The sequence below is a fragment of the Methanolobus sp. ZRKC3 genome (assembly GCF_045291275.1).
In the GTDB taxonomy this organism is placed as follows: Archaea; Halobacteriota; Methanosarcinia; order Methanosarcinales; family Methanosarcinaceae; genus Methanolobus.
Genome location: NZ_CP146982.1, coordinates 1,980,806 through 1,995,398, shown reverse-complemented (window position 1 = coordinate 1,995,398; position 14,593 = coordinate 1,980,806). Strand labels below are relative to the sequence as shown.

Here is a 14,593-nt window from a genome sequence, read left to right as displayed (position 1 = left end):
TTTTATTGGTCTTTTCTGAATACTTTCACTCCGCTTGGTTCTCACATATATATTCATTAATCCAAATAGGTGTAATGAATAAGGGTCAGTCTGTGAACGAACACCATTTCACTCTCTCAGAAAGGATGAAGATCCTCTCTGCAGGAACTAAGTATGACAGTTGCAACCAGAGTGCAGTGTGCCATGCTTTCGGACCCGATGGGCGCTGTATCCAGCTTTACAAGACACTTCTCACAAATGCGTGTGCTGGCGAATGTACATACTGTCCTAACAGGTGTGGCAGGGATTCCACCAAGGCGACTCTTTCTCCGGAGGAGATCGCGAAGATAACCTGGTCGTTCTACCGGAAGAATGCAATAGAGGGCTTGTTCCTCTCCTCCGGTATCATCGGGGATGCTGAAAAGACAGCGGAGCAGCAGCTTGAGGTTGCTCAACTACTGCGTAATCAGGGTTTTACAGGCTATATTCATATGCGGGTCATGCCAGGAACTCCCAGGTATCTGCTTGAGGAGATCGCTGACTATGCCAACAAGTTCGGTGTGAATGCCGAAACTACAAATTCTGTTAATTATTCCGAGATATGTCCGAATTTTGACTATAATAAAGATGTACTCCAGAGACTTCAGTGGACAAGGGACCTCATAAACAAGAAAAGGAAGGAAGCAGGTTATGGTGGACGTATTGTCGGTGCCAATGACACCCAGTTCGTGGTCGGAGCACTGTCTGAACCTGACAGGGATATAGTGAGGACCGTGGATAGGTTCATGGATAAGTATGAGCTCAGACGTCCTTATTTTATGAGCTTTGACCCTGTGCCTTCCACGCCTCTTGAAAACAATGAAGCATCCCCTCACTGGAGGGAGATACGCTTGTATCAGACCTCATTTTTGCTTAAGGACTATGGTTTGAAGGCATTTGACTTCGATGCGATCTACGATGATTCAGGTCTCCTTTATGACCAGGATCCCAAGATGCTGCTTGCACAGGCACATCCTGAGCGTTTCCCTGTGGATATCAATTCAGCCAGCATGGGTGAGTTGCTACTGGTGCCGGGTATAGGTCCGGTTGGTGCCAAGAGAATAGTGCAGTCAAGACCGCTTCTATCTGAAAAGGAACTTATGAGGATGGGAGTTGTGATGGAGAGGGCAAGACCTTTCATTGAGATAAATGGGGGGAGGCAGACAAACCTTGCTTCTTTTCTGGGGGCAGGGTCATGATAATAGCTTTTAAGGAAAACGCGGAAGGTGTGCTTCTGGCATGCTTCGAATTGCTGGAACACCCGGGCTCTGGCCTGGTGTTTGCAAAGGATATGACTGAGCTTAAGAGTAAACTCTCATTTTCAGGAATGAACTGTGATGTGGGGACTCTTGGATTCAGACCTTCGGTGAACTGCTCTGAACTTGCGGTAAAACTCCTCGGGAAAAGGAAGGACCGTATGTTCCAGGGGGATCCGGGTATGGAGCGGTATATCGACCTTGTACTGAGGCATTCAAAATGCAATCCTGCGGAGCTTGTGAATTTCATATGTTCCTGCAGGGGCAATGCAGATATGCTGTATTCGGGTAAAACCCGCATCGGGAAAAAATACTACAATTATATGCGCGATGTAACACGTTCCTATCAAAGGCTATGCATGTTCGCACGTCCGGACTTTGTGAACGGTATGCTATCGGTGGATGTGGATTCTCCTCATCATATCGGGGATATGTTCTGCAGGTGGCTCTCCGCTAAGAATCCTGATGTTCCTGTATCGGTTGTGGAGAGGGATATTGCCTGGATAGGCAATGGTCGGTATGTGGGAATGGATAATTTTACGAGTATACGCTCTTCTTTTGTGGAGAGCCTGAGTTCCTCCCGGGAAAGTGAGGGAGTCGACGAACTCTGGGATATCTATTATGATTCCCAGATGATAACTAACAGAAGGAATAAAAGGCACGCTAAGCAAGTACAGCCCAAGGTATCTTCCTCAATGAGTGAAATGTCCAAGAGGGACCGGTATAAGGTTGAGCGCGGTATTGCCAATTGTACTCTGGATGGTTTCACAGGTTAATGGTTGTGAGTTTTTATGTCAACAGAGATCAGAAGTCTGGAGGATGTCCCACGTATAGGGGGCAAGATGGCAAGGCGTTTTGTCGAACATTTTGGAACAGAGGAGCTGGCGCTTGAAGCTATAGTTGGCGGGGATATTGCCAGTATCTCCGAGGTGGATGGTATTGGGCAGCGCTATGCTGTTTCCCTTGTGCATGACGTGAGGTCGAGAAAAGACGGGGTAGATGTATCCGATTTTCTGAAGACCAAGGAGGCAATGGATGTCTATGAGAAACTGCTTGATATCATCAAGACATTTGCACACACTGATTATGCAAGAGATAAATTGAACATATTTTTCCCCTATCCTTCAAGCAAGCTGGAAATGATACGGGAAATGCGTGAGTCCATGTCAAGCTACATGGATACTGCAGAGGTCCTGGAAGATGAGCCATCGATAATTCCTCTCCTCCAAAAGGTAAAGCAGCTCAATTTCAAGTACAATCTCCCGAAGGTACGTGACCGTGTGATAATAACCGGGGATCATGAAACATATGAGTATTCCAGGTCACGCTTTGGCAATTTGCTGGATGTGCAACTGGTACGTTCGTTGTCGGAGTTCATTGATATTGCCCGGGGTTATTCACATGTTATCGTGGCTGATGATACCTATCTCTCATTTGAGTTCCCTGAAGATGTGAGCCCGGAATTCTTCTCGGATATTGAGAAGGTGGCTGACTGGAAGATAATCCCTGAAAAAGATATAATCTCTTTTTCGAAGAATCTTGAAAGCATAATCTCTGCCATTGAGGTCGTGAAACTGCTTCGCTCAAAGGGAATCGACTTCATGGGCTCCGTATCTGATGATGATATAGATGTGCTTTCCTCTGCCCTTGCAGTAATCGATGAGGATGGCAATATCATGCAGGGTACGGATGAAGAGGTGGATAGGCTGAATTTCATCATCGAGAATCTTGCTCAATATGTCTCTGATGAAGTAAAGGATGCAAACCTGAAGCTTGATGAATACCTTAAGAAAAGTGAACTGACCCTCAACGGCCAGGATATGTTGAAGGTCATGAAGGGTTCTGTTGAGCTCAAGGAGTTGCTGGGCAGGACGCTTCACTCAAGTTATCATTCTGTGGTAAAGGAGTGCAGCGATAAACTCTGTACTGGATTGGGATTGGTGAGGAAGGAATCCCTGTTAATAGATTCTTTTTTCCCCGAGGAGATCGCACATCCTCTGGAAGTGAATCCTGAAATGGTATCTTCTTTCAGACAGTATGTCATACAGCAGGTTTCCAGGAACCAGGTGGAACATAAACGTGAGATTGCGCGTTTGCTTTTTTCATATCTTGATACTGCCCGGAACATGGTCAGGTCGGTGCTTGAGTTTGATGTGGGTTTCAGTATAGGTTGTTTTGCCCGTGTTTACGGACTGGTGATGCCTGAACTGTTGGATGATACAGGTCTTGGTTTTGAGGATGGGAGGAACCTGTTCCTACTTTCCAGGCACGGAGCTGTTGTCCCCATCAATTATTCCATTGGAAATAACAGTTTCAGCCCGGATGATGATTCCCGTGTTGTGCTGCTCAGCGGTGTGAATTCCGGAGGTAAGACCTCAATGCTTGAACTGCTTGCCCAGTCCGTTATTCTTGCTCACATGGGTTTCCCTGTCCCTGCAAGCACTTTGCAGGTATCCCTTACCGATGGATTCTATTATTTTGCCAAATCCAAGGGGACTCTGGATGCCGGTGCTTTTGAGACTACTCTAAAGGAGTTCTCTATAGTTGCCGATGATTCCAGTAAGATGGTTCTGGTGGATGAGCTTGAATCTATAACAGAACCAGGGGCATCTGCAAAGATCATTGCAGGGATTCTTGAGGTACTTTCTGAGAACGAGAACAGTATGGCGGTATTCGTATCCCATCTTTCTGAACTGATACTTGAAAGTACGGATCGTGATATCAGGGTAGATGGTATAGAGGCCAGTGGTCTTGATGCGGACCTCAACCTTGTGGTTGATCGCAGCCCTCGCTACAATTATATTGCAAGGAGCACTCCCGAATTGATAGTTGAGAGACTTTCAAGAAAAACAGATGGTGCAGAACAGGCTTTCTATGACAGGTTAAAGAGTAAGTTCTAAAGGTTACAGTGAACCTTTAGTGCTTTTGACCTCAGTTCCTTCTACGACAGTTGCCCTTTTCATTGCGTATGCAAAAGCCTTGAAAAGTGCCTCTATCTTGTGGTGGTCGTTGTCGCCATAGACATGTGCATGCATGTTGATCTTAGCATTCTGGATAACTGATTCGAAGAAGTGTTTTACCATCTGGGTGCTGAACTCCCCTACTTTTGCTGCTTTGAATTCAGCTTCCAGTACAAGATAGCTGCGTCCTCCCAGATCAAGTGCCACATCTGCCAGTGCCTCGTCCATGGGTATGCGGGCTTCCCCGAACCTGGCAATACCTGCCTTGTCACCAAGGGCTTCTGAGATTGCCTGTCCCAGTACGATACCTGTGTCCTCTATGAGGTGGTGGTCATCTACAATGAGATCGCCTGTGGCGTTGACAACAAGGTCAAAATTGCCATGCCTTGAGAATGCAGTGAGCATGTGGTCCAAAAAACCAATGCCTGTGTCTATATTTGATGAACCAGTGCCGTCTAGATTCAATTTCATCTGGATGTCCGTCTCGCTGGTCTTTCGTGAAATACTTGCTTCTCTCATGGCATGCACCTTATTATTATATTTTATAAATCTTCGCTGATGGTATTTATCGCTTCTGTCAGTGTGAACTTGCCTGTGTACAGGGCACTTCCCACAACTACTGCAGTGGCACCTGTTTCCCTTATGGTGATAAGGTCTTCAAGGCTTGTGACTCCGCCTGATGCGATCACCGGAATGCTTACGGAATCCACGAGCTCTTGCGTAGGTCTGGTATTGACTCCCTGCATGAGTCCCTCAGTATCTATATTGGTGAAAAGCAGGCTGCCTGCTCCAAGCTCTTCGAACTTGATGCCCATTTCAACAGCAGTATGGTCTGATTGCTTTTTCCAGCCTTCGATGGAGACCTTCCCGTTCTTGGAATCAAGGGCAACATTGACATGTTCGGATCCAAAGGAATCTGCAAGTTCTTTCACAAGCTGGGGGTTGTTGATGGCTGCGGTACTGATTATCACTCTGTCCACACCTAGTTCCAGAAGGCTTGCTGCATCCTCATAGGAGCGAATACCGCCGCCAACCTGTATCTTCATTCCCATGGGCTTGCATTCGGATACTATGTTCTCTATGATGGGTGCGTTCTGCCTTGTACCCTCAATTGCACCATCGAGGTCTATAAGGTGCAGTGTCTTTGCACCCTGTGCTACCCAGTCCTTTGCAACTGCCACGGGGTCATCAAGTGATATCATTTCGCTGCCGGGTACTCCCTGCACGAGCTGAACGCACTTGCCGTTTCTCATATCCACTGCGGGAATCACTTCAAAGCTCATGTTACCTCAAGGCATCATTCTTTCTATGGGCACTACCAGTATGTCTTTGGCACCTGCTCCCTTGAGTTTGTCCACTGTGGCGAATATATTATCAGAATCAATGACTGCGTGTACTGCCAGTATGGATTCATCGGATTCGACCTTCATGACAGTTGGCCCTGCAAGACCTGGCAATACTTCCTTGACCGTTTCCAGGGAATCTGCGGGTACGTTCATCATAAGGTAGCGTTTTCCCTTGGCGCGCAGGACACTCTCCACAGCTGTCTGGATCTGTCCTATCTTGTCACTGTTCTCCCTGCTATTTTTGTTGGCAATGAGGTAAACTGAGGATGTGAATACCTTCTCTATCATTTTCAGGTGGTTGGTGACAAGGGTTGTGCCTGAGCTTGATATGTCCACTATGGCATCTGCAATACCTACGTGCGGTGTCATTTCACAGGCGCCGCTGACCTTTACGATATCAATGTTGATTCCCTGGTTCTCGAAATACTTTCTTGTGATGTTGGGGAATTCTGTGGCAACACGCATGCCTTCAAGTTCGCTTGAGGATGCAATGGTGGAATCCTCGGGGACTGCAAGCACCAGACTGGATCCACCGAAGTTAAGGTCAAGCATTACATCTACGTCGGAATCGGTTTCGGATATGAGATCCATTCCGGTGATGCCAACATCGGCTGCTCCGTCCTGTACGTATTCAGGTATGTCTGCAGCGCGTGCAAAGAGGTATGTGATCTCAGGGTCGGTGGTTTTTGCAAATAGTTTCCTTGTACCTCCTTGTAGTACAGGGATGCCTGCTTCTTTGAGCAGACTGACCGTTGGGTCATGTAAACGTCCTTTATTGGGTATTGCGATACGTATCATTGGAAAGCCTTCTGAATAGATTAAATTGTCAATTGAACGTTTTTTCAAAGACATTTATAACATATAGATTTCACGCTGCCATATAGTAAGTTCCCTAATTTGTGTCAGTGTTAATTATTACCACAGGTAATGGAACCTAATGGTAAATATTAAATATGGAATGACCAGTTGGTATAGAGAAGGATACCTGATTATGGTTTTAATTATGTATTCTCTCTAATCGTTCACAATACTATTAATCTGTATGAGGATGGCAAATGATACGCAATATCAAAGTAGAGCACCTTATGGAAACGCCCGTAGAAAAACAGCAGATAGAGCTTGTGGAGAGAAAGGGCGTAGGGCACCCTGACAGTATCGCAGACGGTCTGGCCGAGGCAGTCAGCCGTGCATTATGTGCAGAATACATAAAGAAATGCGGTGTTGTACTCCATCACAATACTGACGAGACTCAGATAGTAGCAGGTCGTTCCAATCCGCAGTTTGGTGGCGGAGAGGTAATGCAGCCTATCTATACTCTTCTTGTGGGAAGGGCTACAAAGGAATTCGAAGGTGTGGAGATCCCCGCTGAGGCAGTTGCCCTCAAGGCAGCCAGGGAATACCTGAGAACTACCATTGTAGATCTTGACCTTGAAAGCGACATGATAGTTGACTGTAAGCTCGGTACCGGTTCATCCGATCTCAGGGATGTTTTCAACAGGGACCAGTTGCCAGTGGCTAACGACACCTCCTTTGGTGTGGGTCACGCTCCGTTCTCAGAACTTGAGCAGATAGTCCTGGAATCCGAAAGGATGCTCATCACCGACCTGAAGAAGTCCATTCCTGGAATTGGAACTGACATCAAGGTAATGGGTCTGAGGGACGGCGAAGACATTTCCCTTACAATATGCTGTGGTATGGTAGGCAGGTACGTGGATGACCTCGACCACTACATGAACATCAAGGAAGAGATGGCTGACTATGTTACAGATCTCGCATTGAAGCGCACCGACAGGAGTGTAGTTACCCGCATCAACGCTGCAGACAAGTGTGACTCTGTTTTCCTGACTGTCACAGGTACTTCTGCAGAGATGGGTGACGATGGTTCAGTAGGCCGTGGAAACCGCTGTAATGGTCTTATTACCCCAAGCAGACCAATGAGCATGGAAGCAACCAGTGGTAAGAACCCGATCAACCACATAGGCAAGATATACAACCTGCTCTCTACCCAGATGGCAAGGGATGTTGTCAAGCAGGTGGATGAGGTGCAGGATGTCTACATCAGACTGCTTTCACAGATAGGTCAGCCAATAGACCAGCCTCTTGTTGCCAGCGCGCAGATCATTCCTGCAGATGGTGCAAACTTCGCATCCGTCAGGGCTGAGACCGAATCTGTCATTGATGACTGGCTTGGCAATATCACCAAGATCACAGATATGGTCATCAAAGGCGAGCTAAACACCTTCTAGAGACGCGATATATTCTTAATTTATCCGGCATCCCGTTTTGGGATGCTGAACATTCTTTTTTTCAGATCCACTGCTTTTCCGTACTGTAAGTCCTGTTTTTTGAACAAATATGCCTCTCTGGCGAAAGAGATAAGTACGATTATGCGTATTTTGGAGTTGCATGGCGCAGCAATGCAGCGCTGGTGCATGATTTGATTGACCCGCTTTAACTCAGTTGGTAGAGTGCGCGGCTGTAGTTTGATTCATGTGACATGATCACATAACGCGCAGGCACCGCGATGTCCCCGGTTCGAGTCTGGGAGGCGGGACTTCCAAATCATGGAAAGCTTTATATGCAATGGGTGCCTCTTAGGGGTGCTCACAAGCGAAATGAGCAAGACTTAATCCGCAAGTGTCCGAATAGTGTAGAGGCCTATCATGGAGCCCTGTCGAGGCTCCGACCCGGGTTCGAATCCCGGTTCGGGCGCTAAATTACTTCCCCGGTTTATCCGGGTCCCTTTTTTCTTTAATTTAACGAACCCTGAGTTCTACTCTTTTTTGCTTTCTAACTGGTTTTTATCATTCCACTATTAATAAACTCAGAATATTAAAAATTTATTTATGCGGTGCTTCATAATTTTAGTATGTGGTACGTATGATCAATAGTGGGAACTCCAATCTATTCAAAATAATGATATTCGTATTCCTGTATCTTACACTGGTTATGGCTTTGGTTCTAGTTTCAGGCTTTGTGGGTTTTTGATCTGTTTCTGGGTTTATGTGTGGGAATGAGCCAATTTTAAAATTTTTCTGAAAATAAAAAGTAAAAATGAGGATAAATGCTAATTGCATACCTCAATATTCTGGTTCCTCGACCTTTCCCATGAATAGTATACTGCCTGTTCTTTTATCTTCAATAAAGAACAAGAATGGATGGTCTGCTTTGAATTCTCTGCTGGAGTCCATTGCGCATTCCTCTATGATCACTCCCGTTGCTGCAGCGGCTTCAGTACCTTTTTCGTGTACGTCTACGAATGCCTGATGATAAATCTCGGATATTACTAAGTTTCCGTCTGCTGCTATTCCTGAGAAATCAGCTTTTTCTTGATTAAATGCATCAATAACTCCCATTTCTGTTAATGGGGATTTTAGTTCAGCTCCTGTCTTGAATGTGAATTTTGGTATCCAGATATTCACATAACCTTCAGAATTCATATTGTCTTTTAGTTCACTATAATCTTTGAGAGTAAAACCATTCTCAAACTTTGTAATATTATTCTTTCTTGGGAGCACCATGTACATGCACAGGTTATCGCCTTTGTATGGCAACTCCAATATCTTTGCTTTTTGATTCTCTCCATAGTTGAACTGCTCTCTATTGTTCATTGTAGGTACGCTCTTCTCATGACCACTTGAAAGGGTGAAAGGCATTGTTCGTGTGTCATCTGCGTCAAATTCATGCACCCATTTTCCATTGAAATAAATTGTATTTGTGATTACCAATCGTGTTTGTAGACTTATTTTATCTTCGGATATGAGATTCTTAATTTTCTCATTTGTCTTTTTTTCAACCCAGTTATTGATAGTATCAGTAGATGCTTTGGGTTCGTTTACGAAGTCAAGGGGTGTTATCATTCCTCTATAGTAATTTTCCGCATTGAAAATGTACTGTTCATTCAATTGGTAACTATTTTGAACCCACAATGCATTTGCGGCTTGAAGATCATATTCATCATTCTCAGAATTGATTGTATCTATCATTTCTTTTGAACTCTCTCCAAGAATGGATTTGCTGAGGGGATAGTAAAACACATTTGAGATTTGTTCTTTTGTGGAACCTTCAGCCCCATCATAGCAAATAGATACTGCAGTGGATATGCTATATGGTGAAAAGAAAAAGTTCTCGCCATCATTTTTGAGTTTGGCATACATATCGAAGGCAAATGCATTGTTTGCAGTTGATATGTCGTAATTATCAACTGAATCTGCACTTATCATGGCGTCCTTATCTACGCTAGCAAATTCTGCACTAACTACAGGGACAATTTCGTTTACAACTTCTGCATCAGTGGAATTTATATTTTCTGCAGGACCTGATTCCGAGTATGTATCTGTGCATCCAATGCATGCTGAAAGAACTATGCAAAGCAGAACTGTATATCTAAGTTTCTTTAAGTTCATAAAATACATGTAGTGTATGAATATTTATATCTTCGTTTTATGTTTTTATAAAGTAAAAAATGTAAATCTGCTATGTCATGATCCACTATTAGTCTCAAAGTAAGACGCCCTCAACTTTTGAATCAAATGATGGGTGATTAAAAGTCTGAATCTCAAATCTCACTCAACATCATCCGCTTCAACTTCAGGAGCATCCAAACCTGAATAGATCTCGCTGATGCCTTTCAGTACCCTGAATCCTCTGGCGGTGATCATGTAATCTCCTCTTTCATGTTTCTGCATGATCATGTCCTGGTCCATGAGCTTTTGCAGGTGGAATAGCAGGTTTCCTCCGCGCAGGGCTGTGAGCTCAGAGAGGTATGAGAAGTTCCTTGTTTCGGTGGATAGTGCTTTGAGTATTTCGAATCTTTTTTGGTGGCAGAGGGGTTCTAGCACTTCATTAACTATTGTTTTGCTTGGGATCTCTGATATTTCCTGTTTCTCTACCTTGCTGCTGTCATATATTCTCAGGGAGCGCATCATGCCGACCTGTTTTGAGAAAAGGTCTGAGACTTCGGAGAAGCATTTATTGCATTTGTCAAAGGGTGCGTTCTTCCTCAGCATCTCCAGCTGAGTACGCTTTTCAGAGATTGTTTCTTCAGGTACGTTTTCCTGCTTTAGCAGTTCTGTGCCATTTTGCAGGAAATCGTTGAAATTGGATTTGCAGTCATTTCGCATCTTGCATTTTTTGACCATGCCTTTGTCAAGGCTTTCATTGGCATCCTTCATGAGGTGCTCTGCAAGGACGTTGGAATAATCATTCTTGATAAAGGAAGCTACTGTGTCCAGATGCTGTTTGTTGGAATGTTCTATGAAGGTCCTTATCTCGCTGTGAATATCGGTAAGCATTTCCCTTATGTCCGATAGTTCCGGTCCGCAGTCTTCTATGCTGTTCATAATGAGTATATTACTTTCCGTCTTTAAAAGTCTTCAGTAAAACTCTAAAGGTTACTGTGGTGTATCTGAATGCACTAGGTGTATTGCAATAACGATTAAGTATATATGAATAACTGTACAATTATGTATTGTGGAAGCATTTCCCTGGGGGAAATGAAACCTGAATACAGTAAAAACGATAACAGAGGTAAGAAAATGAACGTAAGAGATGAGATCCATTCCCAGATAAGCGGTGCACTCGCAGGCGCAAAATTCCCGATCAATACTCCGGAAGAACTTATTGCAGCATTCCCTGACGGTGCAAACACAACATGCCAGGCAGGAGACTTCAAGGCAACCGCAGGTGAGGCCGGTACAATGTTAACTGAAGCTGACTTCCCATTCGAGAGCGCAAAAAAGGTAGCTGACGTCATCGTTGACAGGGCAGGGCTCTAAGCCCTCCTGGTTTTCTTTCAATGATCATTCCGTAAACCCGCTCTGCAGATGTCTGCAGAAGTTTTCATCAGGGTTTATCTGGATTTTATTTATTTTTATTTTTGAAATGGGCATGCCGATCTGGCAGGCTGTTGAATGGATGTTTTTCCATTACCTATAATTAGATTAGTTACATCATTTCTAATGTGGAGGTTTAAAATATGAAAGTTCTTGGAGTATCAGGGTCACCCCTGCCGGACAGTAACACAGACAGGGCATTAAAAGTTGCTCTGGAAGCTACTGGATTAGAGACTGAGTTCATCAAACTGGTGGACTATAACATTAAGCCATGTATCGCCTGCCTGAAATGTGTCGACACCAATGTATGTGCGATAAAGGATGATGGGATCATGCTGGCTGAGAAAGCCAGAGAGGCAGATGCCCTTATCATCGCAGGTTTCACTCCTTATTCAACTCTTGATTCCCTTACAAAGGCATTTATCGAGCGACTATATCCTCTCCGGCATAGGTATGGGTTAATGCAGGGAAAGCCTGGTGGGGCAATAATGACCTGCGCCATTCCTGACACGAATGAGATGATGCCTCAGGCCTGTGATAACGGTATCAATGCGATCATGTTCTATATGATGGAAGAGGGCATGAACTTCATAGGCGGGGTAAAGGTACTGGGTAATGTGCCCTGTGTCAGTTGCGGAATTGGTGACGAATGTGCCACCAGCGGATTGAAAATGATATATGGTCCTGCTGCCACACTGGATTCGGTAGGTATCAATTGTTTTGAGGAACAACCCGAGTCTATGCTTGCGGCAAAAGAGCTGGGCGAGAATATAGCTGCAGCCTTGAAGCTGTAATGTTTACTTCATTTTTTACTATTGAAGATCGGGTTTATGTATATGCGCATAAGCAGCTAATTCATTTAATTGCTGCTTTTCATTCTCTTTTACAACACCACTAATCTTTCTAAAAATGTGCACATTTGCACAAAGAAATCGATTTGTTTATATAGGGTTATAAACCTGAACCAATCGTGGTTAGTTATGAATGTATATGTTACGCCTGAAATGATGAAACTCTTACTCGTTACCTCTGTGTATTTCTTATTGGTATCGGCTACCATCTTTGTTGCCGGATTAATGGGTGTATGATCATCTGTAATACTTAAGAAATTTTACGAGTTCCACATTTATTTAGTAGAAATAAAAATAATGTTCTGCTGCATACGCTTAAATATTTCCATCATTTAGTAGCACTTGGTACGAATGAATGATATTGGAAATGTTAATGCAGTAAAAATACTAATTGTCACTTTTGTATATGTTTTCACCATGGTCTGTGTTGTCCTGCTTGCAGGATTTGTGGGCCCATGATAAAAGCCTAGCAGAAGTCCAATGAGTTTATCCTTTTTGCACTTTAGAGTGCCATCCATCCCATTAGATTCAGCAGACTGCTTTCCATGAATATTACCATGAGGTTATTGATGACCAGGAATAGTCCTACAAGGGCAATTACCTTTCGGGAAGCGCTCCAGAGCATGGATGTCCATTTCGTTCCTGCGCCATTGAGTAGCTGGTAGTTCCAGTAGACTATACTCAGGAAGAATATCTTTAGTACCAGTACGGCCCAGATCCCGAATTCCTCTATCACCAGTACCAGAAATCCATTTTCCTCAACGCCGTAGTTCAGGGCGTGCAGGGTGGTAAAGAAGTCTCCCAGCACGTAAAAAAGAATGATATATTTTACATCGCTAAAGAAAATTCTCAGCTGCGCAAACTGGCTCTGGGGATTTTCTAACTGGTGCATAATGTAGACTTTTTGTGGAGGTCTATATATCTGTCATGAACACAACATCTATTTTCATGTACATATGATGTGCAGATCTAGCCTTATCTCAATATCATGCCATAGCAGACTTGCAGTAGATTTCCGTATTTCTTCCCGGAGCATTCCTATCTTACTCTTGTCATATTGCTGCTTTTCCGGCTATCCACCTTCTCACATTTGACAACAATTTTGTACTAGGAAACACAAAGCAGTTATTATGTCTAAAGAGAAAAACCAACTTGACATCAGCGAGGTACTTGCATCCCATAAGATGGATGTCTTCCTGATAGTCGGCAATTCCTCAAATGCTGATATGTTCTATACCACACGGTTCTTTGCATCGGATTCCTTTGCTTACATGCAGTTGAAGGATGGCGAGGAAATACTGGTGGTGTCTGAAATGGAACGTGGCCGCGCAGAACTGGAATCCCGTGTCCCATCCATAAAAACAATGCAGGATTGCGGATATCGGGAAAAGGTGAAGGAACGGGGTGACCCGGCAGTTGCATACTGTGACTGTCTGGCAGAAATATTGCAAAGACATGGAGTTCGCAGGATAGCCGTTCCCCGGGATTTCCCATATCATATTGCTCAGACCCTGAAGGAGGAAGGTTTCACATTCGAGGCTCTCAAGAGTCCCTTCAGCCAGATGCGTGCCCGTAAGAACGAATCGGAACTTGCCACGGTAAAAACTGTGCAAAAAGCCTGTAACACTGCCATGGAGAATGCAGTGCAGATGATAGGCAACTCCGAGATAGTGGATGGCAAACTGAACTATCAGGGTTTTGACCTCACATCCGAGCTCATTCGCAAAGAGATAGATATGACTCTCCTGGAATTTGGCTGTGAATCGGAAAGTACCATAGTTGCAGGTGGCAAAGGCTCCGCAAATCCTCATTGGGAAGGCGAGGGAGTGATAATGGCGGATGAACCTGTGGTCATCGACATATTCCCACGCAGTAAAAAGGAGCGGTATTTTGCAGACATGACTCGTACAGTGCTCAAGGGTGATTCCTCGGAAAAGCTCATGGATATGTACGAATCAGTTCTCGCAGCACAGGAGGCTGCCATAGCAATGGTAAAGCCCGGGGTGAAGTGCAGCGAGATACACAACAAGGTATGTGATGTGTTCGAGGAGCGGGGATACAGTAGCATCCGGGACGGTTCTACCGTAGGTTTCATCCACTCCACCGGTCATGGCGTGGGTCTGGACATACACGAGCTTCCATATGTGGGTAACAGCGATGTTGAACTTGAAGCTGGTAATATAATTACCATCGAGCCCGGGCTCTATTATCCTGATATAGGTGGTGTCCGGCTGGAAGACCTGCTCTATGTTACAGACGATGGTCACGAAAACCTTACTGAAATGGAAAAGAGTTTTGTAGTCTGACCCCAAAATTTATGTTTCATGG

The 14,593-nt window shown here is 44.5% G+C and carries 14 protein-coding genes and 2 tRNA genes; 9 read left to right on the top strand and 7 right to left on the bottom strand.

Features of this window, described 5'->3' with window-relative positions; genetic code table 11:
* Positions 1–74 precede the first annotated feature (74 nt).
* The 3 genes from V7O66_RS10195 to V7O66_RS10185 are packed head-to-tail and all read left to right on the top strand — an operon-like array spanning position 75 to position 4,174.
* Positions 75–1,217 (top strand): radical SAM protein, encoded by a 1,143-nt coding sequence (locus V7O66_RS10195; RefSeq protein WP_406660208.1) that lies wholly within the window; start codon positions 75–77, stop codon positions 1,215–1,217.
* On the top strand, positions 1,214–2,050 hold the full coding sequence (locus V7O66_RS10190; RefSeq protein WP_406660207.1) for a DUF4130 domain-containing protein: 837 nt from the start codon (positions 1,214–1,216) through the stop codon (positions 2,048–2,050). The genes V7O66_RS10195 and V7O66_RS10190 overlap by 4 nt, the downstream gene beginning before the upstream one ends.
* Before the next feature lie 15 nt (positions 2,051–2,065).
* Entirely contained in the window at positions 2,066–4,174 is a 2,109-nt protein-coding gene (locus V7O66_RS10185; protein ID WP_406660206.1) for a MutS-related protein, read from the top strand.
* A gap of 3 nt (positions 4,175–4,177) precedes the next feature.
* Here the strand turns inward: V7O66_RS10185 and hisB are convergent, their stop codons facing one another.
* The 3 genes from hisB to hisG are packed head-to-tail and all read right to left on the bottom strand — an operon-like array spanning position 4,178 to position 6,378.
* Positions 4,178–4,753: an imidazoleglycerol-phosphate dehydratase HisB gene (gene hisB, locus V7O66_RS10180; RefSeq protein ID WP_406660205.1), complete on the bottom strand. Its 576-nt coding sequence runs from the start codon at positions 4,751–4,753 to the stop codon at positions 4,178–4,180.
* A gap of 23 nt (positions 4,754–4,776) precedes the next feature.
* Positions 4,777–5,517 carry a 1-(5-phosphoribosyl)-5-[(5-phosphoribosylamino)methylideneamino]imidazole-4-carboxamide isomerase gene (hisA, locus tag V7O66_RS10175; protein ID WP_406660204.1) on the bottom strand — a complete coding sequence of 247 codons (741 nt, stop codon included), beginning with the start codon at positions 5,515–5,517 and terminating at the stop codon, positions 4,777–4,779.
* Between the two features lie 6 nt (positions 5,518–5,523).
* On the bottom strand, positions 5,524–6,378 hold the full coding sequence (gene hisG / locus V7O66_RS10170; protein WP_406660203.1) for an ATP phosphoribosyltransferase: 855 nt from the start codon (positions 6,376–6,378) through the stop codon (positions 5,524–5,526).
* A gap of 257 nt (positions 6,379–6,635) precedes the next feature.
* Here hisG and V7O66_RS10165 point away from each other — a divergent pair, with 257 nt between their 5' ends.
* Positions 6,636–7,826 (top strand): methionine adenosyltransferase, encoded by a 1,191-nt coding sequence (locus V7O66_RS10165; RefSeq protein ID WP_406660202.1) that lies wholly within the window; start codon positions 6,636–6,638, stop codon positions 7,824–7,826.
* 20 nt (positions 7,827–7,846) lie between these two features.
* On the opposite strand, the gene V7O66_RS10160 is transcribed toward V7O66_RS10165, so the two are convergent.
* Positions 7,847–8,014: a hypothetical protein gene (locus tag V7O66_RS10160; RefSeq protein WP_406660201.1), complete on the bottom strand. Its 168-nt coding sequence runs from the start codon at positions 8,012–8,014 to the stop codon at positions 7,847–7,849.
* A gap of 11 nt (positions 8,015–8,025) precedes the next feature.
* Here V7O66_RS10160 and V7O66_RS10155 point away from each other — a divergent pair.
* A tRNA-Tyr gene (locus V7O66_RS10155) sits at positions 8,026–8,134 on the top strand.
* Positions 8,135–8,219: 85 nt separating this feature from the next.
* Positions 8,220–8,292, top strand: a tRNA-Asp gene (locus V7O66_RS10150).
* A 368-nt stretch (positions 8,293–8,660) separates the two neighbouring features.
* Here V7O66_RS10150 and V7O66_RS10145 read toward each other — a convergent pair.
* Both V7O66_RS10145 and V7O66_RS10140 read right to left on the bottom strand, forming a co-directional pair.
* On the bottom strand, positions 8,661–9,986 hold the full coding sequence (locus tag V7O66_RS10145; protein ID WP_406660200.1) for a serpin family protein: 1,326 nt from the start codon (positions 9,984–9,986) through the stop codon (positions 8,661–8,663).
* 159 nt (positions 9,987–10,145) lie between these two features.
* Positions 10,146–10,922, bottom strand: coding sequence for an ArsR family transcriptional regulator (locus V7O66_RS10140; protein WP_406660199.1), 777 nt, complete (start codon positions 10,920–10,922; stop codon positions 10,146–10,148).
* A 195-nt stretch (positions 10,923–11,117) separates the two neighbouring features.
* On the opposite strand from V7O66_RS10140, the gene V7O66_RS10135 reads away from it, so the two are divergent.
* Positions 11,118–11,357 carry an MTH865 family protein gene (locus V7O66_RS10135; protein ID WP_406660198.1) on the top strand — a complete coding sequence of 80 codons (240 nt, stop codon included), beginning with the start codon at positions 11,118–11,120 and terminating at the stop codon, positions 11,355–11,357.
* A 200-nt stretch (positions 11,358–11,557) separates the two neighbouring features.
* Entirely contained in the window at positions 11,558–12,208 is a 651-nt protein-coding gene (locus V7O66_RS10130; RefSeq protein ID WP_406660197.1) for a flavodoxin family protein, read from the top strand.
* A 559-nt stretch (positions 12,209–12,767) separates the two neighbouring features.
* Here the strand turns inward: V7O66_RS10130 and V7O66_RS10125 are convergent.
* Positions 12,768–13,157, bottom strand: coding sequence for a hypothetical protein (locus V7O66_RS10125; protein ID WP_406660196.1), 390 nt, complete (start codon positions 13,155–13,157; stop codon positions 12,768–12,770).
* Between the two features lie 238 nt (positions 13,158–13,395).
* Here V7O66_RS10125 and V7O66_RS10120 point away from each other — a divergent pair, with 238 nt between their 5' ends.
* Positions 13,396–14,571 carry a M24 family metallopeptidase gene (locus tag V7O66_RS10120; protein WP_406660195.1) on the top strand — a complete coding sequence of 392 codons (1,176 nt, stop codon included), beginning with the start codon at positions 13,396–13,398 and terminating at the stop codon, positions 14,569–14,571.
* The last annotated feature ends 22 nt before the right edge of the window (positions 14,572–14,593 follow it).

What these genes read in the sequence shown, in the direction of transcription:
- hisA (WP_406660204.1), bottom strand. Translation starts at nt 5,517, where the DNA reads ATGAGCTTTGAAGTGATTCCCGCAGTGGATATGAGAAACGGCAAGTGC.
- V7O66_RS10135 (WP_406660198.1), top strand. Translation starts at nt 11,118, where the DNA reads ATGAACGTAAGAGATGAGATCCATTCCCAGATAAGCGGTGCACTCGCA.
- V7O66_RS10140 (WP_406660199.1), bottom strand. Translation starts at nt 10,922, where the DNA reads ATGAACAGCATAGAAGACTGCGGACCGGAACTATCGGACATAAGGGAA.
- V7O66_RS10190 (WP_406660207.1), top strand. Translation starts at nt 1,214, where the DNA reads ATGATAATAGCTTTTAAGGAAAACGCGGAAGGTGTGCTTCTGGCATGC.
- V7O66_RS10125 (WP_406660196.1), bottom strand. Translation starts at nt 13,157, where the DNA reads ATGCACCAGTTAGAAAATCCCCAGAGCCAGTTTGCGCAGCTGAGAATT.
- hisG (WP_406660203.1), bottom strand. Translation starts at nt 6,378, where the DNA reads ATGATACGTATCGCAATACCCAATAAAGGACGTTTACATGACCCAACG.
- hisB (WP_406660205.1), bottom strand. Translation starts at nt 4,753, where the DNA reads ATGAGAGAAGCAAGTATTTCACGAAAGACCAGCGAGACGGACATCCAG.
- V7O66_RS10160 (WP_406660201.1), bottom strand. Translation starts at nt 8,014, where the DNA reads ATGCACCAGCGCTGCATTGCTGCGCCATGCAACTCCAAAATACGCATA.
- V7O66_RS10195 (WP_406660208.1), top strand. Translation starts at nt 75, where the DNA reads ATGAATAAGGGTCAGTCTGTGAACGAACACCATTTCACTCTCTCAGAA.
- V7O66_RS10120 (WP_406660195.1), top strand. Translation starts at nt 13,396, where the DNA reads ATGTCTAAAGAGAAAAACCAACTTGACATCAGCGAGGTACTTGCATCC.
- V7O66_RS10185 (WP_406660206.1), top strand. Translation starts at nt 2,066, where the DNA reads ATGTCAACAGAGATCAGAAGTCTGGAGGATGTCCCACGTATAGGGGGC.
- V7O66_RS10130 (WP_406660197.1), top strand. Translation starts at nt 11,558, where the DNA reads ATGAAAGTTCTTGGAGTATCAGGGTCACCCCTGCCGGACAGTAACACA.
- V7O66_RS10165 (WP_406660202.1), top strand. Translation starts at nt 6,636, where the DNA reads ATGATACGCAATATCAAAGTAGAGCACCTTATGGAAACGCCCGTAGAA.
- V7O66_RS10145 (WP_406660200.1), bottom strand. Translation starts at nt 9,986, where the DNA reads ATGAACTTAAAGAAACTTAGATATACAGTTCTGCTTTGCATAGTTCTT.